This window comes from Paenibacillus sp. Y568, assembly GCF_059445545.1.
Window position 1 is genome coordinate 96,409 of sequence record NZ_JCAIUM010000005.1, and the last position, 25,769, is coordinate 122,177.

Here is a 25,769-nt window from a genome sequence, read left to right on the forward strand (position 1 = left end):
TGAATCTATAACGTTCTTGGAGCCATTCTCGATGGGACGAATCATGATCTAATGTAACGAAAGAAGCCATAAGCACGAATAGCACTTATAGCTTCTTTGTTATCAAATTCTTTATTTAAACTTATCTGGAAACTGCTTAACTATTCCGTCAGTAAGGATATCTGCGAATTCGATCATATGATCCAAACCTTTATCAAAAGCGATGGTCTCAGCATCCCAATCCTTTTTAAGTCTTGCTGTGACATCGTCTGTTATCAGTTGTAAATGCACATAATACATGTCCCTTAGTACCTTTTCCGACCAATGAGGATTAATACTGCTGAGGAATTTAGTGAGGTCATCCGTATTTCTGTACCATTCTTTATTGAGTTTATCGAAATTAGCCTGATCTCCACTTTTCGCTGCACCTACTACTTTTCCCGCGATTAAGATGTGCTCCCGTAATAGTTCTGTTAGCTTATTACCCGCTTCTTCCCCATAATACGGTTTGAACGCATTCCCAATATCCTGTTGATTCTGTAGTAATCTCTCCAATACCTTCTGTTGATCCTCTAGCCCAGAAATGGCACTAACGATATAGTTCCTAGTCCATACCACGTGGTCGATCCATAACTTTCTTAAATCCTCTTTCAGTTTCACTTTTGATGGGCTTAGACATTCCTTATGTGCTGTAGTAAGGGCTTGTTCATTATTCTTATCATTGTGCATGGCCTCGGCCTTTAATGGAGTCACCGTTGCTAATAGAATCACGATTAGCATCGCTAACTTCAAACTCCGGATCTTCATAAAGTAATTTCTCCTTTTTAAGCATAAATTGGGATGGAATAGCATCCCATTTATTGTGTACACTTTGATCTATCTCATGCATGGAACTTCAATCTAATGCAGATCCATCGTGACCGCAAAAGTAGCTAATATTTGCTTTTGATATTTAAAGGATTAGAATAATATGAAAGTCTCCATTTAAATATAGGTTTCAAAAATACTATAAAAGGAGTAATGTCGCATGATCATTGTAACGAACAGAATGAAAGTCAAAAAGGGAATGGGTGCTGCCATGGCACCAAGATTTACAGCGTCAGGTTCATTGGACTCTTCTAAAGGTATGATCAAAGTAGAAGTATTACTGACTCAAAACTTATCCGATTATGACGAGTTAAGTGTAAATACGTACTGGGAAACACAAGAGGATTTCACGACTTGGAGAAATAGCGATGCGTTCAGAGCTTCCCACAAACGCCCAGAACCAAGTCCAGATGCACCAAAACAAGAATCACCTATCATTAGTAATGAGATTATTACGTATGAAGTGGCGGCCGTGAAGGAAATCTCTAAATAATAACTATACTCCTGGGGAGATGGTACCTTTATAGTGCGAAGCGTCACCTGATTCATTCACGGTCAAGATTGTCTGCCGGCCTGATCTGGCGTTTGCTGTCTCTACTCCGTCTGCCTGTTTCCCCTCAGAATTGAGGGAATATAGTGTGAAACCAGTATAGTACATTACCTTTATAGGGTGTCGTCTCTTTTATACAGAGGAGTATTAACCAACCGCTGTTTTGTTGTTTCGAACAATGAAACGGCGGCCTTTTTGTCTTTTGTGATTGAGGTGATTTGAGGCGAACAATATCATAGGTGTGATTTCATCGGCTAACTTCTAGAATTAATAGATGAAGACACGTAAACGAAGAGAGATTACCCGAGAACAGAATATACTGATATGAATTGCTCAAAATGCTTCACTCCCTCCCCTATTACCTTACATCAGACTTAATAGCATGAAATTATCCTTCTAATTTCTTCATATGGCCCCTTAATGTTGTACTAGCTGGAAATTCTCCCGTTAATTCCTGTGAGATGGCATTTATCTTGCTGTTTCAGCCTACATTAGCGGGAATTTCTCCAGTTAGGATGAGTATTAACCGACATATGCAGCACATTACCTGTAAATTCTCGATCTAATTCATTCATTTATCCTTAATTCTGTAATATAATCTACCGCTCATACGAGTTAAGATGATGAGTATAGACTTAGCGTTTCAACACTCCGGTAACTTCTAACATCTTAGAAGTAATTAGATGTAGGGGAACCGTATGATCGACACAGCCCATTTCAATTGCGGCTCTAGGCATGCCATATACAATGCACGTCTCATTTGATTCAGCAATCGTTGAATGTGCTCCTGATTGCTTGGCGGACATCATCCCTCTTACACCATCGCTCCCCATACCGGTCATAAGAATAAAATGCCGCTTCAGGCTCTTACATAATGAAATAGAATCAAATAACACATCAATGGATGGTCGGTGTCCCTGAACCTCCAACTCCTGATGAAGACTGATTCTAAATTCCCCATTCGTCTGGACAGCGGTCATATGGTAATCTCCAGGTGCAATATATACGGTACCACCCAATATAGGTTGGTTATGCTTTGCCTCAACCACCTGCACACGGGATAAGCAATTCAATCGTTCTGCCAATGGCTTTGTGAACTCAGGTGGTATGTGCTGTACTACTAGTATGGGGTAGGGGAAATCGGCGGGCAATGCTGTAATAACCGTATCCAGTGCCTTCGGCCCCCCCGTTGAAGTCCCCATTGCAATGATCTGATCGAATTGTTTTGACAGTCGAGCTTGAGGAATCTTGTTCTGTCCTTCCTCTACTTTTGAAATGAAAATATTATTAAGAATAAGGCTGATCAGAGAGATTTGTGCAGCTTGTTTGATTTTAAATACCAACTCTTCCTTCACCTTGAATAAATCAAATGAATTGGAACCTGATGGTATGGTTATGAAATCCACTGCTCCTGTTTGTAATGCGGTAATCGTTGCTAATGCTCCTGCTGGCGTCATCGAGCTTAGCACAAGTATGGGCGTTGGACGTTGTTCCATTATTTTGGTCAGAGCATCCATACCGTTTATTTCCGGCATTTCAATATCTAACGTTACAACATCCGGCTTCAGCTGTTTCACCATGGTAACAGCCTCCAATCCACTTCGAGCTATTCCAATAACTTCGAGTTCAGCATCTTCTACAATGAGTAGAGAGATCAAATTCCGCATAAATACAGAATTATCTATTACCAGCACCCTTATTTTTTGCACAATATCTACATCTCTTCCTCTGTCCCACATTAATAATCCCCCGCTATGCTTCTTCCTGATGATGATTAATTGATTTTGAACATAGATACTGACAAGTTCAGTTCTTCTGCGAGTTGGGCCAAAGAATGTGCAGTTGATGCTGTTTCTTCGCTACTTGCAGCTGACTCTTCGGTTGCTGCATATATACTTTCAATGGAATACATGACTTCAGTCGATTGAGCAGCCTGCTCCTCACTTGCAGCCGCAATCTCAGATACTTTGCTTGCTGTGTCACTAACTATTGTGGTGATATACCCCAAGGCTTCACCTGTTTTCTGTGAGGAAGTGACCCCTTCTTCTACAGCAATCACACTTTGCTGGGTATTACGTTGTATCTCATTAATAATATTTGTAATTTGCTTTGTTGCCTCACTGCTTCGTTCAGCTAACTTCCTCACTTCATTCGCTACAACGGCAAATCCTCTACCTTGGTCTCCTGCACGAGCCGCCTCAATTGCCGCGTTCAGTGCCAAGAGATTCGTCTGTTTGGCTATATCGTCAATCACTCCAATGATCTCGCTAATTTTATTAGAGTCCTCTTCTAATCGAGACATTTCTTCATTCACTTTAATCATCCCTTTAATAGAACTATCGACCACCTTAGCCCCTTCTAGTGCAATATTCATGGCTGAATCGGATAGTTCAGAGGCTTGCTCTGCACTTTGCGCAACGGAATTAATTGCTTGAGATAATTGACGAAATAATTCATTTACGGTTTGAACGGAGCTAGCTTGGCTCATACTCCCATTAGCCACCTCTTCCGTACTTGCAGAAATTTGTTGAGCAGCCGCAGAGACGCTATCTGCTGAGAGCAGAATCTCACCTACCGTGTGTCTTAAATTCAGAATCATTTCATTGACCGAATTAGCTAATACTCCGATCTCATCTTTGGTATCTATGTCCGAAGTTTCACTTAAGTCCCCTTTGGCTACTTTACTAAGCAGGTTCATCACCCGACGTAATGGCCGTGCTATAATCTGAGAGATTACATAACCCAACGTTACACTGATCAGAAGTGAAATAATAATAATGATGATTGTAATAATCCGAGAAGATACATATAGCTTATTGGCGTAGCCTATGGCCCCGTTAGCCTGCTTCATTTTGATATCGATTAGACCTTGCACGAGATCTGTCATTTCAGTTGTTGCTGTTTGTAACCCCCCTGTGAGTAGATAATTTGTATATTTCTCCGTACTTAGGTCACTGTTATTAACTTTAATAGCATCATCTACGCTTACTTTGTAACGTTGCCATGTTGAAGAATAGTTTTCCATCTTCTCCAGTTCATCTGGTCTCAAAGCAGTATTCGTATATTTTTTCATGATCTCTTCAATTTCATAGACATTGTCATGGATAAGATCCTTGTATTCATCCTTATCCTCCTGCGTCTTAGCCATTGTATTTATATCTCGAATATTCACTCTATTTTGGAGAAATAATTCATTCACTTCACCAAGATAAACAATCGGAGTTAATCGATCCTCATACATATCCACGATAGACTCATCCAGCTTGTTCAAATTGTTTATTCCAGAATAGCCGACAAAACACAATATCAAACTGACCAAAACAAACGCGGATATTAATTTTACAGCTGTTTTCAAGTTATATAACCACTTCATATGTATACCCCTTTATAATTGTTATTGTTACTTGCTTTCTAGTCCCCTTACGTAAAATACAAAACCAAGCTCGCTAGCAAATTGATCCTTATTCCCTACCCCTTCGCACGAAATGAATCTAAAGAACTAGGACTATCATAATCTATCGTTATATTTTGGTAACCGAAAAAGGTTGGCGTGACCCCGCAAAATGATTGCGCTCCTTTACAGTAGAACAACCAGAATCACCCGCTCTATTAGTAAAAATGGGATACCAACCACCCCCTCCCTATTTCGACGAAATGATAAGGAATACCAAATCAAGAATCAATTACATCATTGCGCAAATCGATTGAAATGCATCGGCGATGATGGCACTGTCCAAGCGAACCTGGTCCTTTCTTATAATTCAAAAAAAAGATCCCTAATCACGAAATGTGATGGGACCTTTATAAATGATATTAGCAACTCACGAATGATTCATATCCGAATTCATTAATATACCTAACTGTTTCGCCTTCAGAGCCGCTTCTATTCGCGACTTAACTTTTAACTTATAGAATAAATCGGTTAGCCTATACTCTAACGATCGTTGCCCCATATGTAGAGTCTCAGCAATTTCCTTGTTACTTTTCCCTTGAGCGATCTCCCTTAACATCTCATATTCCATGTTGCTAATCGTAGAGCCCAGCTCTTCATCGTTCGTCTCCGATCCTGAATGTGTCGTTCTTCTTAATTGCTTAACTAAGGAGAATGGAAGAATGACTTCTCCCCTGAGGGCGCAACGAACGGAAGTGACAAGCTGTTCTCTACTTGTGGTTTTGGGAATAAAGCCAAATATACCTGTCTCAATCATGACGTTAAAATGGTTATTAATTTCAAAGCCTGTATAGATTAATATGATGGCATCCGAATCCATTTGTAACACTTGCTTAGCCAACTCAATTCCATTGACATTGGGAATATGAAGATCGAATAACATAACGTCAAATGTCTGCGTGCCTACCATTCCAAGAACTTCCTCAGCTGAATTTGCTAAATCTACTACCATATCTCCCTCTTGCTCCAGAATCATCTTCGTTCCCTCCATAACAGCTGGATGGTCGTCTACGATTAGTATGCGAATCATATTGCTTCACCTCCAAATGAATAATCCATTCCCGCCTTATGACTATATCAATGTCCGGGTAGAGATATAAAAACAGCTAACCCATTATTCTCAGATGAACGGAACTGGATGGTGCCATCCATGCTACGAACCCGTTCCTTCATACTATATATTCCCATACTCTTAAGCGAATCCTCAGTCAATGCTACATCCATACCAATCCCATTGTCTTGATATTCCATTCGAACGCCTTCACCCTCATCCGAAAGGGCAATACGAACCTTCGTTGCCGATGAATGTTTCGAAGCATTAGCCAAAAGCTCCTGTACAACACGATATAATCCGATAAGTATGTCGTCTTGTAATGTATGTGTTAAATGTTCCACTTCAAATTGAATGCTATAGTCGGCACGTAATTGAGTGAAATCAAACAATGCCTCAAGCGACGAAGTTAGTCCATCACTGATTAACATTGGTGGCCTTAGTTCATTACATGTTATTCTTAATTGATAAATGACATCTAGCAAACCTTCTGTAATCTGTCCTAGCTGCTCTCGCAGTGTTCCGGTAATTGATGGATCGGCCAAAAGTAAATCCAGCTTACGATACCAAATAATCTGCTCCTGAAGTGCAGAATCATGAAGATCCTGAGACAGCCGTTTTCTCTCATTCTCGGACAAATGGAACATAAACCGAAGAAACCAGGTTGGGCTAACTTGCCCTAAGGTTGCCTGCTCTAGCTCTTTAGTTAAGTCTTCAATCAACAAAAAATGATCGAAGAGAACACTGACATATCGAGTGATTGTCTTAAGCCATACTCGAATGGATGTAATATTGAGGATGCTCGGTTTTTCGTCAATACAAAGCAAATAACTTCTCGCTTTAGCATTACCGATCTTAAGCAAGTATCCTTTCTCCGTTTCAATTATTTCGCATAACTTGTCATGATTCTGATCAACTTGAATGATACTCACATTTGAAATTTGTAATAAATCACGTACTTCCTTCAATAAGCGCTGTTCCATTTGGCTAATTTTCATGACGCCGAACAGATCATGTGAGAACCGATCCAGGCTTGTTTGTAAGCGGAAATATCGTTCTTCACTTACACGAATGACTTGCTCCGTGCGCCTTCTTTCCTCTTCGGCCCTTTTCCGATCACTTATATTATGAAAGATCGAAATGGCTGCGAATCCCTCTTTATAAGGAATCGAATTAGCTGTCACTTCGACATCGATTATTTCACCATCTGATCGTATGACCTTTTGTTCAACAGGAGTGGAACATATCATTTGTTGCCTATATATTTCATCCATGCGTTCCTTTATCAACCACCAATAGTCAGGATGGGCCCAGCCCAATATGGACTTACCAATCAATTCTTGTGCGCTTGATACTCCAAACAATTCAAGACCTGCATGGTTTACATATATAAACTTATAATCACTATGAACAACGATCGCTTCAGGTGACATTCTAATAAGCAGACTATTTAACTCCACGCTTTCCAATAGAGCCTGTTCTACCTGTTTCTTCTCTGTAATATCTTCGAACATAAGCTGGATCGATGAAGAATGAGCGTCGTATATGGAGAGCATAGATACAATAATGACATGACCATCCGAATGGACGACTTGATATTCGGCAGGGAGTGAATATCCATTCAATAACGTGTGATCCATCGTCTCTTGTACATACTTTCGATAATCTGGATGAATCCAATCTAGCAACATGTAGGTTACACCCTTGTCCCCTTTAACCTCTACACCGAGCATCTTAGCTCCGGCTGGATTAATATAACTGATCTCACCGTCTTTATATACAGCAATCGCTACCGGAGATAATTCCACCAATCTTCGGTACCGTTCTTCACTCTCTTGAAGGGCTCTCTCCATCTTAAGACGTTCCGTAACATCCTTAATGATAATGATGATTGTCTTTGTTATCTCGTCATATATTCCGATTACTTCTGTTTCAATAAGCTGCCCATCGATACGAATGATCTTATATTCCGTAGATCCTAGATACTTCTTATCCATGAGTTGAAGCATCCTATTCGTACCCTCTACCCAATAATCGGAATGAATATAATCATACATCCAATCCCCATGAATATCATCGGCGTGGTTCGCTCCAAGCATGTCTAGTCCAGCAGGATTCATGTAGGAAACTTTACTATCACGAATGAGAACCATCGGTTGAGGTGACAACTCTATTAGTCTTCGGTAACGTTCTTCACTTTCTCTAAGTTCATTCTCGATTCCGATTCTTTGGGTGATGTCTCTCGACACGATCACAATGTTCTTCATTTCTCCATCTTCGCCGAATACAGGTGTACCCATGGTTTCAAGATGAATAATATAGCCATTATCTTGAACAAAACGGAACCGTAACAATTCACTTCCTCTTGTATGAAACATAGTTAAGACTCGATCGATTAAATATTGCCTATCTTCCGGATGAATATGTTCCAATATCGTATTATCATTAATAATTTGTTCTATAGGCATCCCCATGATATTCACACAAGAAGGTGAAGCCATAATTAATTTGCCGCTGGAATCTAGAACAACCATCAAATCTTTCATATTGTCGGTAATTAACCGATATTCTGCTTCACAATTCGCTAATCTTTGCTCGGCTTCTCTTCGTAGAGTGACATCTTTGGCAATTGCAAATACGCCCACTATTCGGCCATTCACTTGAATGGGGATATTCTTCATTTCCCAATGAACAATACCTCCATCCTTATGACATGATGTTACTGTGTAATGTGAGGAGTCTCCTGCTATGGCCTTCTCTAAATAATCACTCATGAGCCCAGTATACTCAGAACCAAAGATATTCATGATGGAAAGACTGTCTTCGGTGACATTTAAACGTTCTCCTGTAATCTTCTCGGCAACCCGATTAATAGCTAAAATATTACCATGCAGATCTAATTCGCACACGACATCTGAGTTATATTCAAATAAAGACTTGTAACGTTGCTCATTTCTGTATAGATCTTCTTCCATAACCTTTCTTGAAGTAATATCAGATACAATACCATCAAGACGAACTACAGCTTGGCAACGATTTAGACTAGGTATCAACCTAACTTGTACCCATTTCATATCACCATTAGCATCGATAATCCGATATTCGCATACAGCAGAAATTCCTTGTCTTGCAGATGTAATGATGTGATCGATAACGTGACGGTCATCTGGATGTGCAATATCTGACCATAAATGAATTCCGCTTGCCTCCTCGATTGAATACCCGGTAATTTTTGCGATGGCATCTGAAATGAAAGATACTTTCTTTGAGGCAATATCAAATGACCAAATGGCCACATCAATGGTATCTAATATCTCCTGATATAAAGATAACGTGTTTTCTAACCGTTCCTGAGTAGCCTTCTTCTCTGTAATATCGAGAATAACTCCATCTATCCTATAGACTTGATTATCCTGGTCTAGAACAGGTATACCTATACTTTGCACCCATCTCAACTCATTTGATTCTAAAAGAATGCGATATTCAATGGAGCTGGTCTGACCAGAACATAGGATATCCATGTGTTCATTAAAGAGGTAAACATCCTCGCTATAAACCATTTCTTGCAAGAGATCAGGTCTGTTGTATATTTCCTCTTCAGAACGGTCCATCCATTTCTTGAATCCGTCCGACATGGTCAGAAGATTTCTCTTCTTATCGATAGACCACGTAGTTGTATCTCTCTTGCAGAATGAACTCATGTTGTTATCACTTCCGTCTTGGATATTTAATTCGTTTCCTATTCAAATAGAATAGACGACCTAAGTCGCCTATTTCCAGTATTATTTTCTTTCATAGTAAGGACGCCTCAGCTTATACGAGAAACATTGCCACAACAGTCGTTACAGCAAGCCCAATCAGTACTGGCTTTAAATTACGTCTAGCAAGCTCAAATGGGCTTACGCCACAGATGGCTGCTGCGGGAATTAGAGCCCATGGAATTAACGTACCCCCGCCGACCCATATCGCAGAGATCTGCCCAAGTGCCGTTAAGGTAGCTGCGCTTGATTGAGTAGCGACCGCGAATAGCTGTGCGATGGATCCCGCCAGAGAGATACCTGAGAACCCTGATCCATCCAGACCTGTAATCGCTCCCGTGACGGTTGAAGTCATGGCACCCACTGCGCCATTTAGGGGTACATTACCCGCAAGAGCAACACCCAGATCATTCACGATACCATGCGAAGCATCCGGTAACACTTTACCGAACAACTCCACGAATGCAGAGTCACCTAGATAGAAGAAGGCTGCGATCGGAATAACTGGACCGAATACTTTGAATCCAAAAACAAATCCATCAATAAGATAAGAAGTCACCTTCTCTAAACCTTGATCACGATGCGTGAGTAAAGTAATTACAATCAGAATGACTATTGCGGTGCCACCCACCAAGGCTGTTGCATCTCCTCCCTGCAAATTCAGCAGGAACATGGCTGCTACATCCCCTAGGAATAATAGTGGAATAATAATAGCTAACCATTGCTTTACTCTTGGATGGATCACGATCTTGTCATCATCATCTTTGTCATCAGTAGATAGCGCATTGACTCCGCTTTTCCCAGCTACAAGTCCATCTCTCCAATTGCCATTCTTCATATCTCTACGCATCATCCAGAAGGCTGTTATGGTCGTCACTAGTCCCATGACAATGACCAGAGGAACACTGGCTTCCATGACACTACTTACCGGAATGCCTGCAGCATCGGCTGTTAATTTCGGTGCACCTTGAATAATATAGTCACCCGATAGGGCAATTCCATGGCCGAATAAGTTCATCGCCATGGCCGCACCAAGAGCAGGCAGTCCAACACGGATGGCCACGGGTAGGAGCACCGCTCCGATCAAGGCTACTGCTGGCGATGGCCAGAAGAACCATGAAGTCACCATCATAATGATTCCAATTCCCCAAAAGGCTATTCCTGGTGTACGCAGAAAACGGGTGAGGGGCGCCACCATGGTTTCATTAATCCCTGTACGAATGAGCACACGACTCATCGCCACGATAATCGATATAATCATAATTGTACCCATCAACTCTTTAGTGGCATAGATAAATGAGTTGAACACACCTGATATGGAGCCGCTAAGACTTTCTGTGGCCAATAATCCAAGAACGAAAATTCCTACTACACATATCATTGTCGTATCCCGCCGCTTGATCAAGAACCCCATAATTAACACAATAAAGGCTAGATATACATAGTGAATCGCTGTTAATTCAATGCCTATCACTAGCCACACACCCCTTCTCCTACTACCAAATGTGCTATATGGTATGCACGGGTATAGGCTAGTGTTCTTGAGCCCAAACGCAAAGAAAAAGCCTTTTCCATGTTTGTATGGAAAAGGCTTCAATTAAACGTTGCTACATATGGTTTCCAAGCAATCCACGCGGGCGATAGTTCATGCCACTAGCGTATAAATGAGAGACATCCCCAAGTGCAATACATCTAGGAACCGCGAAGTGTTTACTTCGTTCTTCCATTAGAAGGGTTGTCACCGAGCTAGGAGCAATCCAGAAAGAAGACCAAGCCAACGATAAAGGAATCTGTAGCAGATGAGCTAACCATGCGAGACCAAATCCACCGTGGCATACCATACCAATCTTTTTCGTTGAAGGCTCCATCATACGATATAGACCATTCTCTCGTTTATAATGCTGCCGAAGCATAAATTCATCGGAGGATGCCTGCAACTCGTTAAATTTAGTTCTATATTCATCTTGTTTTAACCAATGATCCGTTTTATCATCCCAAATTCTCTTTCCACTGGATATCTCAGAAATGTGCTCTCCAGCATAATCCCATATCGGACCCATTTGGTCCTCCACCATAGTACCTGTCCAATCCAGTTCACGAGTCCATGCTTCCGTCTGAATCGTAAGCCCTGTCTCCTTCGCAATATAACTTGCTGTAGTCTGAGCTCTACCGAGTGGTGAAGCATATAGTTCATCAAGTCCTATAGAAGCCATCCGTTTTCCCAATGCTGCTGCTTCCTGATGCCCGAACTCCGTCAAGTCATCTATAGCATAGTCAGGATCGGCATGGCGAATAAGAAATATCTGCATATATTCATTCCTCCAAGTTCATCATAATTGAATAAATCAGCGATAAGATCATGTCTTATTACATCATAACACTTGTCACTCGTTACTCAAAAATGGATGGACTCATCAGGAATAGTACGCCGATTATTTCATCAATTTGTTGATCTCATCCTTGATCGCGTCGGATTGTGGTCCGAATATGACTTGGACAGCGCCTTTTCCGAGTCTCATAACGCCTGAAGCACCAAGTTTCTTCAGACCAGCATCGTTAACAGCTTTCTCATCTTTAACGATGAGACGAAGACGTGTAATACAAGCATCAACTGAATTAATATTGCTAGGTCCACCTAGTTGAGCTAGAATCTTAACGGCTCTACTGTCGGAAGCACCAGCGACAGAAGTGTTAGTTACAACAGTATCTTCTTTCTCGATGTCTTCTTCACGGCCCGGTGTTTTGAGTTTGAAAACTTTGATTAGGAATCTGAACAAGATGTAGTACACTACAAAGAATACAATACCAATAGGGATCAACCAAAGCTGATTTGTCTCCAACTTCCAGTTCAGGAGATAGTCTATCAAACCTGCTGAGAAACTGAATCCGAGTTTAATATCAAGTGCGTACATAATCCAACCAGCAACACCCGTAAGAATCGCATGCACACCATAAAGCAATGGAGCAACAAACATAAAGGAGAATTCCAATGGTTCAGTAATACCAGTAAGAATTGAAGCAACAGCCGAACTGATAAAGATCGAAGCAACAATCTTACGTTGAGTAGGCTTCGCAGAATGAATGATAGCTAATGCCGCACCTGGAAGAGCGAACATCATGATCGGGAAGAAGCCCGACATAAACTGGCCTGCTGTTTTATCTCCTGCCAAGAAGCGGCCTACATCACCTTTGACTACATCGCCCGCAGCATTCGTATATTCTCCAATTTGGAACCAAGGGAAGTTGTTCAGTACATGATGTAGACCGAATGGTACTAACAAACGGTTACCGACACCGAACAAGAAAGCTCCTAATCCACCCAGACCAACAAGCCATTCACCTGTAGCGTCAAGCCCTTGTTGGATAGGCGCCCAAATTATACCGAACACGATACCCAAAATAAGAACAATGAGTGCTGTCGCCATAGGGACAAAACGTTTCCCGGCGAAGAAGCCAAGCCAATCTGGTAGTTTAATTTTATGGAACTTATTATAACAATAAGCTGCAATCATACCACACATAATACCGCCGAGTACTCCCATGTTTAATGCCTTACCTTCACCTAGGAATGTGAAGGATTTAGGGATTTGAATGAGAACTTGAAGCAATATCACATGTGCCAGCGCTGCTGATAACGCTGCAACAGCATCACCTGCTAGCCCAATAGCCACACCGATAGCGAATAAAAGCGCGATATTCCCCAGAATGGCACCCGCTCCTGCACTCAAGAACGGAGCAAAATATTGATTTAGAAAGGCTCCAAAACCGCCAAGATGTAAATCTTTTTCATAGTTAATTAATGCAAAACCTTGCAGGATACCTGCGGCTGGTAGTGTCGCCACTGGAAGCATTAGCGACTTACCGATTTTCTGTAGAAAAGCCAACATAATTATTACACCCCTTCGTTTCATATTAGTAAGACTCTATATAATCAATGAGTTGAAGCCATTGAAAAAACACACTACCCTTGCCTGTAGTTACCTAACGATAGGTTGTTTCGAATGATTGATATTTATTTGGTAAACCTATCATTCCTTTCAAGTGCTATTTGTTTTGTTCTCTAACGTTTGAAATAAGCGGTGCAGATGCATGGCTAAGAAACAAAGCTCCTCTTCCGGGATATCGATTTCTAGCGTGTTCTCCATCACTTTCCCCAGCTTCTGGGCTAATTTATATTCCGATTTATACTCTTTCTTAATATGTTTTACAAAAGGATTATCTATTAGTGATCCTTTCAGTATTCTCTCTAGTGAAAACCTCAGGTGAACCGTCAATCTAACGTGATTCATACTGCCTTGTTCAAAAATGATATCTCGTTCTTTACGGATCATATCAAGCAGTTCATTTACAATATTAGAGACTTTCACCACCTGTCCTACCGGAACATTGCTAACAGCCGAGTATACGTGATAGGTTAGAAATCCAATCTCGTCTTCAGGGATCTGGACTTTAAACTCAGCATTAATTTTATCAGCAGCTTTGGAAGCGATTTCAAATTCCTTCGGAAAGCTTATTTTGGTTTCTTCTAAAAAAGGATTCACAATATCCATTCCATTTCGTAATCGATAAATCGTAAATTGAATGTGGCTTGGTAGGGCCAGATATATTTTGTCATTTAATTTATAAGTAAACTCACTTTCTATATCTGAGATAATCTCATCGGTTATTCTCATAACCTCGGGATCAATATCCTCCAACAAAATCTGATACTGACGCCACTCTTCACGGTCCTCCAGACGAAATAATTTCTCAATTCGCGGATCGTCACCTTCAATTATGTCTGACGCTTTGCCTGCAAAACCAATGCCCTTGCCGATGATGACATACTCTCTTCTATTCGTAACTCCTTGAACCATCACAAAATTGCTTCCGATGACTCGCTGTATTTGATATTGCTTGATTTCACGCGCCAAATTTTTCCCTCCCGGTCATCATCATATTTGTAAAAAAAACAAAAGAGCCAAGAACGAGCTCATCTATTCTGAGTTCTATTCTTGGCTCATGCCCTTTACGGTAACACGCCACATATGAATAAATCATTTATGACAACATCATAAATCATAGCCTGTGACGCGTCAATGGCTTTTTTTAAGAAAGTCAAGTTCACTCTCCTACTGTACAAATTGGCGTTCAAGATTAGCTTATTTATAGGATTATTTATCCTAGCTCTATGTTATTCTGTTAAAGCCACGGTTAGAACACTATCCTTACCTGCAGTTACCTGACCATAGTGACAGTCCACATTCCAAGTGATTTCATCCTCACCCGTCGTCACAATAACTGGAATGATGGTGCTATAGCCCGCTGCGCGAATGATGTCTAGATCGAATTCTATCATCGTTTGCCCTGCCTTCACTGTGTCTCCAATTGCAATATGGCTAGTAAATCCTTCACCTTTTAATTTAACTGTATTGACACCAATGTGGAATAACATTTGCAATCCGGAAGCATGTTCTAGCATAACAGCGTGATTCGATTTGACTACATGAACCACCTTCCCATCAAAAGGAGCAATCAGTTTTCCATCTACAGGTTCAATAGCAATCCCCTTGCCCATATGCCCTCCTGCAAAAGTTTCATCTGGCACCTCTGTTAACGATACGGACTTGCCACTTACAGGGGACATAATCTCCATAGGTTGGTTAGTTTGTTTTTTTGATTTCCATTTTGAAAACATATTCTTCATTCCTCTCTGCTACTATTAGCTTTGTTCTCTAAAGGTTAAAATATACGGGCGGTGCAAATTCATGGCTAGGAAACATAAATCCTATAAAAAAACGAAAGAGCCAAGAATGAACTCAAATAAACGTAAGTTCAATTCCTGGCTCATGCCCTTTACGGTAACACGCCACCAACATATGAATAAATCATTTATGACATTATAAATCATAGTCTGTATCGCGTCAATGGATTTTTCAGTTAAAAAAGCAATAAACGTGGTCTTGTTAACTACGCCTATTGCAAATTTATTATCAATCGTTTACTTGTATAATACTTTGTCCACATTGTATTTCGCTTTGTATTCATTAATAATATACGTTTCATAAATTTCTCTATGAACAGGGTCCCCAATGAGGCAAACATCAATTCGAGTGACTTCATCTCTATTCATCTTGATGACGGATACCGTATCTTCGAAATGTTTCTTTATTCTTGGTCTAAGCTTTCTTGCTTTACCCACGAACAATAATTCATCGTTGTCGTTGTAAAACATAAAGATTCCACCCATATCTCGAGGAATCAGGTGAAAATCAGTAAAACCGTAAATGTTACTTAGCTCAGGATTAACCTGTTTAGTAATCGAAATATGTGGATCTGGAACCGTTATATTTATCATTATAGCTCACTTCCTCATTCTATATAGGTGTAAATACTATCACAAATCTTCATGTAAAACCATGAAATATCTAGCCCACCACCTCAGTATCTCCAATGTTCGAGTCATACCGATCATCTGCGCATCATAATTTCCATTACTTTTCCGAAAAAATTATTCTTGAATAAACTTTCAGAAAACTAAATAATAAGAACTACATACAGAGGAAAGGTTGAACATTACAACATGAATGCTATACAAGGTGTCACTAGGGAACAAGCAATCAAGAAAGAACCGCTTCCCATCTCCATCCTCTCCCTTACCGTTGGCGCTTTTGCGATTGGAATGACTGAATTTGTCATTATGGGGCTGTTACCTAATGTAGCTGAGGACTTAGATGTCAGTATTTCCACAGCAGGACAACTCATTACAATGTACGCCCTAGGGGTAGCTATCGGTGCTCCAGTATTAACGATCCTCACCCAACGAATCCCACAAAAGATGTTATTATGTCTGCTTATGGTTCTATTTATTGTTGGTAATGGCATCTCGGTATTTGCACCAAGCTATGAAGTATTGATGATTGCTCGAATGATTACCGCGTTAACTCATGGAACGTTCTTTGGGGTTGGTGCAGTTATTGCTTCCAATCTGGTTGCACCCAACAAACGAGCCGGAGCTGTCTCTATTATGATGGCAGGCTTAACCATCGCCAATATTGTTGGCGTACCACTAGGCACATTCATCGGACAACACATGGGTTGGCGAGCATCATTTGGTGCCATTGCGATCATGGGTGTTATTGCACTTATCGGTATACTTATCTTTATTCCCAAATTGCGACAGGACAAGCCTGCTAGTGTTCTAAAACAAGTTAAAGCTCTTGCCCAACGCAAGCTACTGTTATTCTTGTTAATTGGTGCACTAGGCAACGCCAGCTTGTTCACGGTCTTCACGTATATTACACCTCTACTGGAAGATGTGACTGGATTCGCTGAGCATAGTGTAACATGGATTCTAGTCTTATTCGGCTGTGGTGTCACTATAGGTAATATCGTTGGTGGAAAGCTTGCAGACTGGAAGCTCCTGCCCTCTTTATTGGGACTCTATTTCGCTACATGCATCATCCTTACGATCCTCACTTTTACTATTCATAGTCCAATTGCTGCTGTAGCAACGATCTTCCTGTGGGGTGTTGCTTCTTTCGCGGTCATGCCAGGACTACAAGTACGAATTATGAGTCTAGCACAAGATGCACCTGCACTTGCGTCTACCTCCAATCACTCTGCCGGTAATTTAGGTAATGCATCTGGTGCTTTTATTGGAGGTTGGGTCATTTCGCATCTAGCCATCACATCTCTTCCTTGGGTTGGCGCAATACTTGTCGGACTTGGTCTAATTCTTGGTATAGCTTGTTACCTGGTCGAACGCAAACAAACCACGGTGTAAATCTACTTAAAGCATTTAACCACATACAGCCCCAGCTACGTTATTCGAAGCTAGGGCTGTTTTTTATTATAAAATTATTTATTTCAACTTAACGACTATCTTCCCTTTAACATGACGTTCTGATAACTGTACTAAAGCTTGAGGAACCTCTTCTAATGTGATGATTTCTTTTAGCATAGAGGTGATCTGGTTCTGTTCCATTAATGCTAACATAGCATCACCTATCACACTTAAATCTCTTTCAGCCTTTACGTCACCGGATTGATGAGCTGCTCCAAGAGCAATCTCGTGATAGGATATGGACTTCGTAAATAGCGGGACCTTCATAAAGTCTGGTGCGCCTGCAATAAACACGATATGTCCCATAAAAGCCAGCATGTCCAAAGAACTCGTCGCACTTGCTCTACTCACCGCATCAATAACTGCATCTACACCACGGCCATTCGTAATCTCCATAACCCTAGCCATCACGTCTTCCTCGCGATAATCAATCACGTAATCAGCACCAAGAGATCGTACATATTCATGATTAACCGGAGAAGCTGTCGTAATCACTGTTTTTCCCGCTTGTTTCGCTAGTTGAATACCAAATCCGCCTACGCCGCCTGCACCACCATGAATCAGAATCGTATTCACTTGGTCCAGCGGAATCTTCCGAAACAACGATTGGTAAGCTGTATACCCTGCTGTAGGAATGGCTGCGGCATCTTCAAATGAGATAGAATCCGGAATTCGGGACACAGTATGCGCTGTCGTTACAGCATATTCAGCATAACCGCCCTTCTTAGTGAGGTCTCCATGATATACAACCCGGTCTCCCAAGCTCAACTCTGTAACGCCCTCCCCTAATTCTGCTACAACACCTGCCACATCTAACCCCATAATATGAGGATAAGACCAATTAGGATTGCCCCCGGTAGCTGATTTATAATCCACGGGATTAAGACCTACCGCGTAGACCTCAACGAGAACCTCACCCTTTTGCGGTTTCGGTGTCTCCACTTCCCCTATCTTCATTTCCATCCATTTATTTTTGCCCAGTAACATTAATGCCTTCATCTATATCATCTCCTGATTAACCTTATTTACATTAGTGTTGCCTCGTAGGGTTTACCAGATTCATTTTAGCATAAAAAAAGAAACCGTCCTAAGCATCACTTCTGCTCTTAAACAGTTTCCCTCTTCTAGTATGATGTTATAATCTGCCTACGAATTATTGGATCGCAATATAAATTTTCACCTCAGCATGGGTAGGATCGAAATGTGCAGCATCATAAAGTTCAAAATCCCCAGTAAAGGTTCTTACCTCCTCTGACTCTTGGAAATATGTCCAAATGTCCCCCCATGCTTGTGCGACAACTTCATACACTCGACCCTTTTTAGTCGTAAATACGAGATACTTACTCGCTGGGGCAACCGCATGAGCATAGTTACAATCGGTAAGAACAGCGTCACTAGCCGTTTCATGTCCAATCAGAACCGTATACGCACCTGATGCGTCAGTCTCATAATCTGTGTATAAGGCATAGATAAATTGCTTGTTGGTCCCTTTCTCTAACGCCATATCACGCTGAAAATAGCTTTCCCAAAGCTTCGATAATCGCCCATTTGGACCCATTTCTTCGGCATTTGTCGTACGTACGCTAACACCTGTCAGTGTGATTTCTGGTTTTTGAACGGTATAGGTGTTCATGAAAATCCCTCTTTTCCTGTGATATACATTAAGTATACACGGGACAAGTGGACACCTATCTGTCTTAGTTAACATACCGCTCTATAATTTTTTGTGCGCGTCGTACGACTTCCTCCGCCACACTCACTGGCTCCTCCACTTTCACATGCTGCCCATAACTTAAGAGCATCCCATATAACCATTCATCTTCCGTGAAATCTGCCTTCAGTCGCATGTTGCCATCCTCCAACACGGTAACCGACTCAGGATCGAATGAATCTGCGACTCGATGACGAACCTCGCGTTGAAAGGTTAGAATGATCTCGCGCTTGATCTCCTTAGACCACTCGGTGTCCCATTCGTAACGATCTAAGGATGGTTTCTCACGGTGTTCAGCCTGTTCCATCAACGTCTGTAACTCCATGACACGAGATAACCGAAACACCCTCCAATCCTGTCGTAACGTGCAGTAGGCATGAAGATACCATACATATCCTTTAAGGATCAAAGATGATGGCTCAATGACTCGTTCACTTTCTGTGCCATTCATGTTCATATATTCAATTCTCACCTTACGTGTTTCAGCTATCGCCTGCCTTAATCTATTCACTTTATCTCGTGCGGAAGAACTCTGTCCCCAAGGGTTGAAATCAAAGATAATTCCCGTCTTAGATTGATCCACGAGGTTGGTGTCTGCTTTATTAAGTAGTCCCTTCACCTTCTCAAGCAGGGTGGAGAACATACCGTCATCCACTACTGTGTTGATCCCTTTGACTACGGATACCATCGTATTAATTTCGTTAAGCGTCAGAAATTGGCGACCAATCGTGTATTGCTCCATAATCTCAAATCCCCCTGAGGTTCCTTGGTATGCCACAATAGGAATACCCGATTGTCCTAATGTCTCCATATCTCTGTAAATCGTCTTGGTTGAAACCTCAAAACGATCAGCTAACTCCTTGGCACTCACTCGTTCACGATTGAGTAGCAGCAGCGTCATCGCTAACAAGCGATCAATTTTCATAGTTTCTCCCCTAGCTATATATGTAGTGGCTTTATTTCCATTATAACGGTTTTCACGAATGAAAAAGGATATGGCGACTCATCCTGAACGTGTTGGTAATAATCAAAAAAACTCCTATATAGGAGTTTTCTGATAAGCCATGTTAATGTGTGAGTGCTACTGTAAAACTTAGAACCGTCCCCCGGCAGCGAAGCCCTTTGGAGAGATACGTTCAATTTCTTCGAAATCCGCTGGAGTAAGTTGAACCTGCAGAGCGCCAAGATTCTCCTTCACCCGGTCTATTCGCGTTGTACCAGGGATGGGCACAATAAAGTCTCCTTGGGCGAGCAGCCATGCCAATGCAAGTTGAGCAGATGTACACATTTTTTTTGAAGCCATCTCTTCAATCAGCGCTGCGACTTCCACATTTTTAATGAAGTTATCGCCTTGGAACCGTTCATAATTTCGTCTATAATCATCCTCTGCCAAATCCTCGAACTTTTTAATTTGTCCTGTCAGGAATCCCCGTCCCAGCGGACTATAAGGTACAAAACCAATTCCCAATTCTTTGAGAACCGGAAGTACTTCATCTTCCACTTCTCTGCTCCACAAAGAATACTCTGTTTCCACTGCCGTAATGGGATGAACGGCGTGGGCACGACGGATGATATCAGCAGGTGCTTCGGATAGACCGATAAAACGAATTTTCCCCTCTTTGACTAAGTCGGCCATCGTTCCAATGGTTTCTTCAATAGGGGTATTCGGATCGTAACGGTGTTGATAATAAAGGTCAATGTAATCCAATCCGAGATGGTACAGACTAGCATCTACGGATTTTTTGATATACGCCCGATCACCTTTAGGCCCCTGGGTATGCGTTACACCAAATTTCGTGGCAATCACCGCTTTATCCCGTCTAGACTTAAGCGCTCGCCCTACCAACTTCTCGTTTTCTCCAAACCGCGCTTGCGCAAATTCACCATAAATATCCGCTGTATCAAACATCGTGACGCCGATATCCAGCGCCTCATGAATGACGCGAACAGATTCCTCGTTATTTGGCATCAACATAGTTCCAAGTCCTAGTGCTGAAACTTCTAATCCCTCACGTCCAAGGGTTCTTTTAGTTATGTCTTCGGATCTCATTTAATTTTCCTCCTAGAAATAATATTGATGGAACACGACCGGTAAGTTTCTCTGTTGCTTATCCCCTCCATTAGAATATTTATTCTACTTCACTATAGGAATTAAATATAAAAAAGTCAATAAAATCAGAAAATATATTCTAAATTTATATTTTTTGTACGTTAAATAGCTATTATTAAAGAAAAAATCGCTATTAATATGGAATATTCATTCCTTGAATTGACACAGCATTAATCAAATTGTATAATTAATTAGAATAATTATTCCATGACGAGGTGCGAAATGAGTAAACGTGAAGACATTTTGGTTGCAACCCTTGATTTAATTACCGAAGAGGGCTTGCAGTCCGTTACCTTTTCAAAAATTTTTAAGAGGGCAAATGTGGGTTCTAGCACCTTTTATAATTATTATAAAAGCAAAGAGGAATTGGTTAGTGAGCTCTTTATGAATGCTCGTACTCATATGGGAGAAGAAGTTATGATGGGGAATGATCCCAGTCTGACTGTCTATGAAAGAATAAAAGGTATGCTAAAAAGCACGATGGACTATGCACTCAGCTACCCCAAGGAGCTTTCGTTTATTGAGAATTATTGCGAGTCACCCTATATCTCCGAAGAATTGAGGAATAAGCTAGATCCGTCGGCCATTGAAATTTTTTCAATTATTGAACAGGGACAAAAAGAGGGCGTTATTCGGGAAATGGACATCATATTATGTTGCCAACTCTTCACTGGAATGATCAATTCTGTCATAAAAGGTTATTTGGCAGGTAAATATTCTTTAGACGAATATCAGATTCAGCAGACTCTTGAAGCTTGCTGGAAAGCCATTAAGGTTTAGTGAAAGAGCTTGTGACCCCTATTATGCGGAAATTCCAGACCAAGTGGTTCAGCGCCAGATTTTCCTACTGAAAATCACCAGTTGCTTGTCAAGAAAACTGATGCACACAAAAAACAGGTCAAGATGGTTTATCCATGACCTGTTTTTTGTGTGCAATCAGACTTCAATAGACCTAACTTCTTCTACAAAAAAACAAATGGGGTGCCCCCAGTCATTTTCATGACTTATGGGACAGCCCCTTATAGAATTTAGATTCATCCATCCGAAGCCTATTCGTCGGTTTTATCAAAGTTCTTTAATAGCTTTTCATGAATACTTATAAACTGTTGTACTTCTTCTTCACTAAGCACCTTGAACAATTCAATTCGAAGTTCTTTGCCCTTGTTATGGGCTTCCCTCTGAACCTCTAAACCCTTGTCTGTAATTGAAAGGAATACATTCCGCCGGTCATCCTCACTATATTTACGCTCCGCAAGACCTAGCTTAATTAAGCGATTCGCAATATTAGTCATTGCACCAGGGCTATATCCTAGTTTCTTTGCTAACACGGTATGTTTTTGAATCCCTTTATATTTCAATTCAGTCAAGACAAGAATAGGTGAAATCCCTATATTATGTTCAAAGGAATTCATCCATTGAAGAATCACTTCATTTGTGAATAATTCCACCGTGTGTATCAATTTAAAAATATCGGTTTGCTCCAAAATGGTCTCCTTTTTATCGACGGAAAGATTATACTATCTAAGTTTGATGGAACCGCCATCAACCATAATTGTCTGTCCTGTGATATAGTCTGAATCCTCACTAGCTAAGAAGACTGCTACCCGACCGATATCATCTTCAAGTTCTCCAAGGCGTCCTAGTGGAATTTTGGACAACATAGCTTGGTAATATTCAGGTTCTGCCTTCGCCCACTGCTGTACCCCAGGAGAATTCGCAATAGGTGAAATGATGTTGACATTAATCCCAAATGGGCCGAATTCATTCGCCGCAACACGTGTAATCCCACGGATTGCTTCCTTCGCTGCCGCATAAGCACCCTGAGTAGCATCTCCATTTATTCCTGCACCAGAGGCAAAGTTAATAATTTTCCCCTTGGACTCTTTCAAGTAAGGTAACGCTGCTTGCATAAGATAGAGGGTTGGATAGAACCCTGTATTAAATGACAAGTCAAAATCTGCTTGTGTAAGTTGTTCCAATGGTGCTCTGTTTGACGCATGAGCGTTGTTAACTAATATATCTAACTTACCGAACTTTTCGATTACTTTAGTCACAATGGATTGAAGTTTATCGTGCTCTGCAAGGTTTGCTTGAATGAACAAGGAATCTGGTTGAATCTCCTGTAGCTCTTTAACAGTCTGTTGACCTACTTCTTCATTGAGATCGACAATAACCACTTTTGCTCCTTCTTTTACAAAGCTCATAGCCATTCCTTTACCTATACCTGAAGCTCCACCTGTTATAAGTGCAATTTTTCCTTCTAATCGATTCATTCTTAAAAACCTCCTTTTTTTGTAATCATTATTTTAACATTAAACTATTTAATAGTAAAATACCTAGCTTTTTAATATCAAAATATAACGTATCTATTATAATACCACAAATGAAAAAACTCCAACCATACAATATCCGTTCGATTCTTCGCTTATTATTTCAAATTAGAGTGCTTTAATGCATATAAATTGGCCTTAAATCTCGCTTAAAGGGATGTTGTTTGTTGTTTTTTATTTACCGTTTACAATTACATTATTATTTAAGAGACTGTTATCTCAAAAAAAAAACCGCTGCAGCACGCTGCAACGGCAAATATAACTTAAATTATTGTAGACTTTTAATCGTAACCGGGCCTTCTTTCATGAGGTAGGTTACAATTTCCACCTCTTCCGATTGTTGCCCCTCGCCCTGTAGAACGGCTTGATACTTGATAAAAGGATGCCTGATCCCCATTCTTCATTTCATCATACATTCCGTTATCCTGAATCTGTGAAAATTCTATACCTTCGATACCTGTTGCAGATGGTTCATTATGGTCATACTGAATCGTTAGTAATCTTCGTCTATAGTCATCGTCATCTTTCGGATAGCTAAAATTCAGCTTAAGTGTCAAAAATGCCCCGCTCGCCTTAAATGATCCTGGGAGTAGTTGTGGAAATTTCGGTGTAAATCCAATAATCTTCTTCGCGTGCTGTATATCCCCTGTATCGTAAATATTCGCAATCATCATATGGTCATTATTCACATAACGATCTAGTAACCGCTGATTAGGATACCTCATAGAAGCAATCACATCTTGTAATGCCATATCATTTATATTTCCGGTATAGTACTCGTTGATCTGATACCTTATCCCTTTGTCCAGCCAAAGTTAATATTAGCGGTCCTTGTTCCACTTGGAAGTAAGGGTTAGCTTAAGCACATCATGACCATTCAGACGAAGTGATTCTTTCTCGATATGGAAGTTGGCAGGGTCCTCTGTTCTACCTAGGTTTTCCCATACCCTACAAACAAGGAAAAACCAATCATCGGTCTCCCGAGATTGGTTCACACTGATCCTTGAGTCACATTGATCCTTGAATAACTTCGTTACTGTACTTCCTTGCATTCATTCATAAGCTTGTCAATGATTTGTTGAACGGTTCTAATCTCTTTGATCTCATGCACCCTCGAACCAGCAAAAACCAACCCGTTCTGAACGTCTCCTGCAAGGGATTTATTTAGACTTTCCATTGTGCAAAACCGAAACGAGCACACTTTCAGGCACTTATGGCATTTCTCTATGCGTAGTTTCGTATTCTCATTACTTATCAGATCTGTTAATCGATTCTTTATCGCTCTTCCATGTAATCCCACCGTCGTCTTAACCAATATCGTATCACCCTGCTGTGCATCCACATACATCTGTTTGAAAGCTAGTGGAGCATCACATTCATGGCTAGCCACAAACCGCGTTCCAATCTGAACACCAGATGCGCCTAGTTGCATAGCCTTAGCGATATCCCCCCCTGTCATAATGCCTCCAGCTGCAATAACCGGAATTTTGACGGCTTCCACAACTTCTGGAAGGATATCAAATAACGCCCGGTCTGTACCCAAATGGCCTCCCGCTTCATGCCCTTCCACAACCACAGCAGAAGCACCTAATCTCTCAGATAGTCTTGCTACTTTTGCAGATGAAACGATAGAAATGACAGGCGTATTATGCGCTTTACCCCATGCATACATATCTCTTGAAATACCGGCACCAGATATGATGAAATCCACTTTTTCTTCCAAGGCAGCTTGCATTTTTTCCGCGAAATCCTTTACAGCAAATAAGACATTAACTCCGATATATCCCATTCTTTCCTTGGATTCTTCCCGCGCCTTGCGAATATGTAATCTTAATTCTTCTATAGATATGCCTGTTCCTGAAATGGTTCCAATCCCACCTGCATTAGCTACAGCAGCCGCCAGACCACTTAGGGAGATTCCGACTCCCATACCCCCCTGCATAATGGGTACTCTTGATTTAATATGGCCAAATTGTAATATCGGAAGCTCCAATATGAACACCTCTTTCATGATATGTAAACCGGTTCTTGAGATATTTCAATTTTTGTATTACATTTTACAGTACTATATCTGGAAATATGATCATATGATTCAACTCACAGTCTGACGATAGGGTATGGCATGTGATTGTACAAT

22 protein-coding genes are annotated in these 25,769 nt (G+C 40.9%); 3 read left to right on the forward strand and 19 right to left on the reverse strand.

Features of this window, described 5'->3' with window-relative positions; genetic code table 11:
* Positions 1-111 precede the first annotated feature (111 nt).
* Positions 112-786: a glycosyltransferase gene (locus tag AC1D7X_RS09020; RefSeq protein ID WP_495456463.1), complete on the reverse strand. Its 675-nt coding sequence runs from the start codon at positions 784-786 to the stop codon at positions 112-114.
* Between the two features lie 220 nt (positions 787-1,006).
* Here AC1D7X_RS09020 and AC1D7X_RS09025 point away from each other — a divergent pair, with 220 nt between their 5' ends.
* Positions 1,007-1,339, forward strand: coding sequence for a heme oxygenase (locus AC1D7X_RS09025; RefSeq protein ID WP_495456464.1), 333 nt, complete (start codon positions 1,007-1,009; stop codon positions 1,337-1,339).
* Positions 1,340-2,031: 692 nt separating this feature from the next.
* On the opposite strand, the gene AC1D7X_RS09030 is transcribed toward AC1D7X_RS09025, so the two are convergent.
* From AC1D7X_RS09030 to AC1D7X_RS09075, 10 genes are all read right to left on the reverse strand, one after another.
* Positions 2,032-3,135, reverse strand: coding sequence for a protein-glutamate methylesterase/protein-glutamine glutaminase (locus AC1D7X_RS09030; protein WP_495456465.1), 1,104 nt, complete (start codon positions 3,133-3,135; stop codon positions 2,032-2,034).
* Positions 3,136-3,170: 35 nt separating this feature from the next.
* Entirely contained in the window at positions 3,171-4,769 is a 1,599-nt protein-coding gene (locus AC1D7X_RS09035; RefSeq protein WP_495475055.1) for a methyl-accepting chemotaxis protein, read from the reverse strand.
* A 448-nt stretch (positions 4,770-5,217) separates the two neighbouring features.
* On the reverse strand, positions 5,218-5,877 hold the full coding sequence (locus AC1D7X_RS09040; RefSeq protein ID WP_495475056.1) for a response regulator transcription factor: 660 nt from the start codon (positions 5,875-5,877) through the stop codon (positions 5,218-5,220).
* A 47-nt stretch (positions 5,878-5,924) separates the two neighbouring features.
* Positions 5,925-9,599, reverse strand: a complete 3,675-nt coding sequence (locus AC1D7X_RS09045; RefSeq protein WP_495475057.1) for a PAS domain S-box protein — start codon at positions 9,597-9,599, stop codon at positions 5,925-5,927.
* A gap of 112 nt (positions 9,600-9,711) precedes the next feature.
* Positions 9,712-11,127 (reverse strand): hypothetical protein, encoded by a 1,416-nt coding sequence (locus AC1D7X_RS09050; RefSeq protein WP_495475126.1) that lies wholly within the window; start codon positions 11,125-11,127, stop codon positions 9,712-9,714.
* Between the two features lie 136 nt (positions 11,128-11,263).
* Complete coding sequence (locus tag AC1D7X_RS09055) at positions 11,264-11,965, reverse strand: histidine phosphatase family protein (RefSeq protein WP_495475058.1); 702 nt, start codon at positions 11,963-11,965, stop codon at positions 11,264-11,266.
* Between the two features lie 123 nt (positions 11,966-12,088).
* Complete coding sequence (locus tag AC1D7X_RS09060) at positions 12,089-13,543, reverse strand: PTS transporter subunit EIIC (RefSeq protein ID WP_495475059.1); 1,455 nt, start codon at positions 13,541-13,543, stop codon at positions 12,089-12,091.
* A gap of 150 nt (positions 13,544-13,693) precedes the next feature.
* Positions 13,694-14,569: a PRD domain-containing protein gene (locus AC1D7X_RS09065; protein WP_495456471.1), complete on the reverse strand. Its 876-nt coding sequence runs from the start codon at positions 14,567-14,569 to the stop codon at positions 13,694-13,696.
* Between the two features lie 260 nt (positions 14,570-14,829).
* On the reverse strand, positions 14,830-15,333 hold the full coding sequence (locus AC1D7X_RS09070; RefSeq protein WP_495456472.1) for a PTS sugar transporter subunit IIA: 504 nt from the start codon (positions 15,331-15,333) through the stop codon (positions 14,830-14,832).
* A gap of 303 nt (positions 15,334-15,636) precedes the next feature.
* Positions 15,637-15,993 (reverse strand): nucleotide excision repair endonuclease, encoded by a 357-nt coding sequence (locus tag AC1D7X_RS09075; RefSeq protein WP_495456473.1) that lies wholly within the window; start codon positions 15,991-15,993, stop codon positions 15,637-15,639.
* Positions 15,994-16,218: 225 nt separating this feature from the next.
* Here AC1D7X_RS09075 and AC1D7X_RS09080 point away from each other — a divergent pair, with 225 nt between their 5' ends.
* A complete protein-coding gene (locus AC1D7X_RS09080; protein WP_495456474.1) occupies positions 16,219-17,421 on the forward strand; it encodes an MFS transporter in 1,203 nt (400 codons plus the stop codon).
* Between the two features lie 78 nt (positions 17,422-17,499).
* Here AC1D7X_RS09080 and AC1D7X_RS09085 read toward each other — a convergent pair whose 3' ends face one another.
* The 4 genes from AC1D7X_RS09085 to AC1D7X_RS09100 all read right to left on the reverse strand — a co-directional run bounded on the left by AC1D7X_RS09085 (position 17,500) and on the right by AC1D7X_RS09100 (position 21,227).
* Positions 17,500-18,480, reverse strand: a complete 981-nt coding sequence (locus AC1D7X_RS09085) for a zinc-binding dehydrogenase (protein WP_495456475.1) — start codon at positions 18,478-18,480, stop codon at positions 17,500-17,502.
* A gap of 154 nt (positions 18,481-18,634) precedes the next feature.
* Positions 18,635-19,114 (reverse strand): GyrI-like domain-containing protein, encoded by a 480-nt coding sequence (locus AC1D7X_RS09090; protein ID WP_495456476.1) that lies wholly within the window; start codon positions 19,112-19,114, stop codon positions 18,635-18,637.
* Between the two features lie 64 nt (positions 19,115-19,178).
* Positions 19,179-20,117 (reverse strand): helix-turn-helix transcriptional regulator, encoded by a 939-nt coding sequence (locus tag AC1D7X_RS09095; RefSeq protein ID WP_495475060.1) that lies wholly within the window; start codon positions 20,115-20,117, stop codon positions 19,179-19,181.
* A 168-nt stretch (positions 20,118-20,285) separates the two neighbouring features.
* On the reverse strand, positions 20,286-21,227 hold the full coding sequence (locus tag AC1D7X_RS09100) for an aldo/keto reductase (protein ID WP_495475127.1): 942 nt from the start codon (positions 21,225-21,227) through the stop codon (positions 20,286-20,288).
* Between the two features lie 297 nt (positions 21,228-21,524).
* On the opposite strand from AC1D7X_RS09100, the gene AC1D7X_RS09105 reads away from it, so the two are divergent.
* Positions 21,525-22,082, forward strand: a complete 558-nt coding sequence (locus tag AC1D7X_RS09105) for a TetR/AcrR family transcriptional regulator (protein ID WP_495475061.1) — start codon at positions 21,525-21,527, stop codon at positions 22,080-22,082.
* Between the two features lie 269 nt (positions 22,083-22,351).
* On the opposite strand, the gene AC1D7X_RS09110 is transcribed toward AC1D7X_RS09105, so the two are convergent.
* The 4 genes from AC1D7X_RS09110 to AC1D7X_RS09125 form a co-directional block, all read right to left on the reverse strand.
* Positions 22,352-22,786: a MarR family winged helix-turn-helix transcriptional regulator gene (locus tag AC1D7X_RS09110; protein ID WP_495456479.1), complete on the reverse strand. Its 435-nt coding sequence runs from the start codon at positions 22,784-22,786 to the stop codon at positions 22,352-22,354.
* Between the two features lie 33 nt (positions 22,787-22,819).
* Complete coding sequence (locus tag AC1D7X_RS09115) at positions 22,820-23,575, reverse strand: SDR family NAD(P)-dependent oxidoreductase (RefSeq protein ID WP_495456480.1); 756 nt, start codon at positions 23,573-23,575, stop codon at positions 22,820-22,822.
* A gap of 338 nt (positions 23,576-23,913) precedes the next feature.
* Positions 23,914-24,384: a hypothetical protein gene (locus tag AC1D7X_RS09120; RefSeq protein ID WP_495475062.1), complete on the reverse strand. Its 471-nt coding sequence runs from the start codon at positions 24,382-24,384 to the stop codon at positions 23,914-23,916.
* Positions 24,385-24,665: 281 nt separating this feature from the next.
* Positions 24,666-25,643, reverse strand: a complete 978-nt coding sequence (locus AC1D7X_RS09125) for an NAD(P)H-dependent flavin oxidoreductase (RefSeq protein ID WP_495475063.1) — start codon at positions 25,641-25,643, stop codon at positions 24,666-24,668.
* Between the last annotated feature and the right edge of the window lie 126 nt (positions 25,644-25,769).

Coding starts and splice junctions, on each gene's coding strand:
- AC1D7X_RS09020 (WP_495456463.1), bottom strand. CDS start 786: ATGAAGATCCGGAGTTTGAAGTTAGCGATGCTAATCGTGATTCTATTA.
- AC1D7X_RS09025 (WP_495456464.1), top strand. CDS start 1,007: ATGATCATTGTAACGAACAGAATGAAAGTCAAAAAGGGAATGGGTGCT.
- AC1D7X_RS09030 (WP_495456465.1), bottom strand. CDS start 3,135: ATGTGGGACAGAGGAAGAGATGTAGATATTGTGCAAAAAATAAGGGTG.
- AC1D7X_RS09035 (WP_495475055.1), bottom strand. CDS start 4,769: ATGAAGTGGTTATATAACTTGAAAACAGCTGTAAAATTAATATCCGCG.
- AC1D7X_RS09040 (WP_495475056.1), bottom strand. CDS start 5,877: ATGATTCGCATACTAATCGTAGACGACCATCCAGCTGTTATGGAGGGA.
- AC1D7X_RS09045 (WP_495475057.1), bottom strand. CDS start 9,599: ATGAGTTCATTCTGCAAGAGAGATACAACTACGTGGTCTATCGATAAG.
- AC1D7X_RS09055 (WP_495475058.1), bottom strand. CDS start 11,965: ATGCAGATATTTCTTATTCGCCATGCCGATCCTGACTATGCTATAGAT.
- AC1D7X_RS09060 (WP_495475059.1), bottom strand. CDS start 13,543: ATGTTGGCTTTTCTACAGAAAATCGGTAAGTCGCTAATGCTTCCAGTG.
- AC1D7X_RS09070 (WP_495456472.1), bottom strand. CDS start 15,333: ATGTTTTCAAAATGGAAATCAAAAAAACAAACTAACCAACCTATGGAG.
- AC1D7X_RS09075 (WP_495456473.1), bottom strand. CDS start 15,993: ATGATAAATATAACGGTTCCAGATCCACATATTTCGATTACTAAACAG.
- AC1D7X_RS09080 (WP_495456474.1), top strand. CDS start 16,219: ATGAATGCTATACAAGGTGTCACTAGGGAACAAGCAATCAAGAAAGAA.
- AC1D7X_RS09085 (WP_495456475.1), bottom strand. CDS start 18,480: ATGAAGGCATTAATGTTACTGGGCAAAAATAAATGGATGGAAATGAAG.
- AC1D7X_RS09090 (WP_495456476.1), bottom strand. CDS start 19,114: ATGAACACCTATACCGTTCAAAAACCAGAAATCACACTGACAGGTGTT.
- AC1D7X_RS09095 (WP_495475060.1), bottom strand. CDS start 20,117: ATGAAAATTGATCGCTTGTTAGCGATGACGCTGCTGCTACTCAATCGT.
- AC1D7X_RS09105 (WP_495475061.1), top strand. CDS start 21,525: ATGAGTAAACGTGAAGACATTTTGGTTGCAACCCTTGATTTAATTACC.
- AC1D7X_RS09115 (WP_495456480.1), bottom strand. CDS start 23,575: ATGAATCGATTAGAAGGAAAAATTGCACTTATAACAGGTGGAGCTTCA.
- AC1D7X_RS09120 (WP_495475062.1), bottom strand. CDS start 24,384: ATGGCATTACAAGATGTGATTGCTTCTATGAGGTATCCTAATCAGCGG.
- AC1D7X_RS09125 (WP_495475063.1), bottom strand. CDS start 25,643: ATGAAAGAGGTGTTCATATTGGAGCTTCCGATATTACAATTTGGCCAT.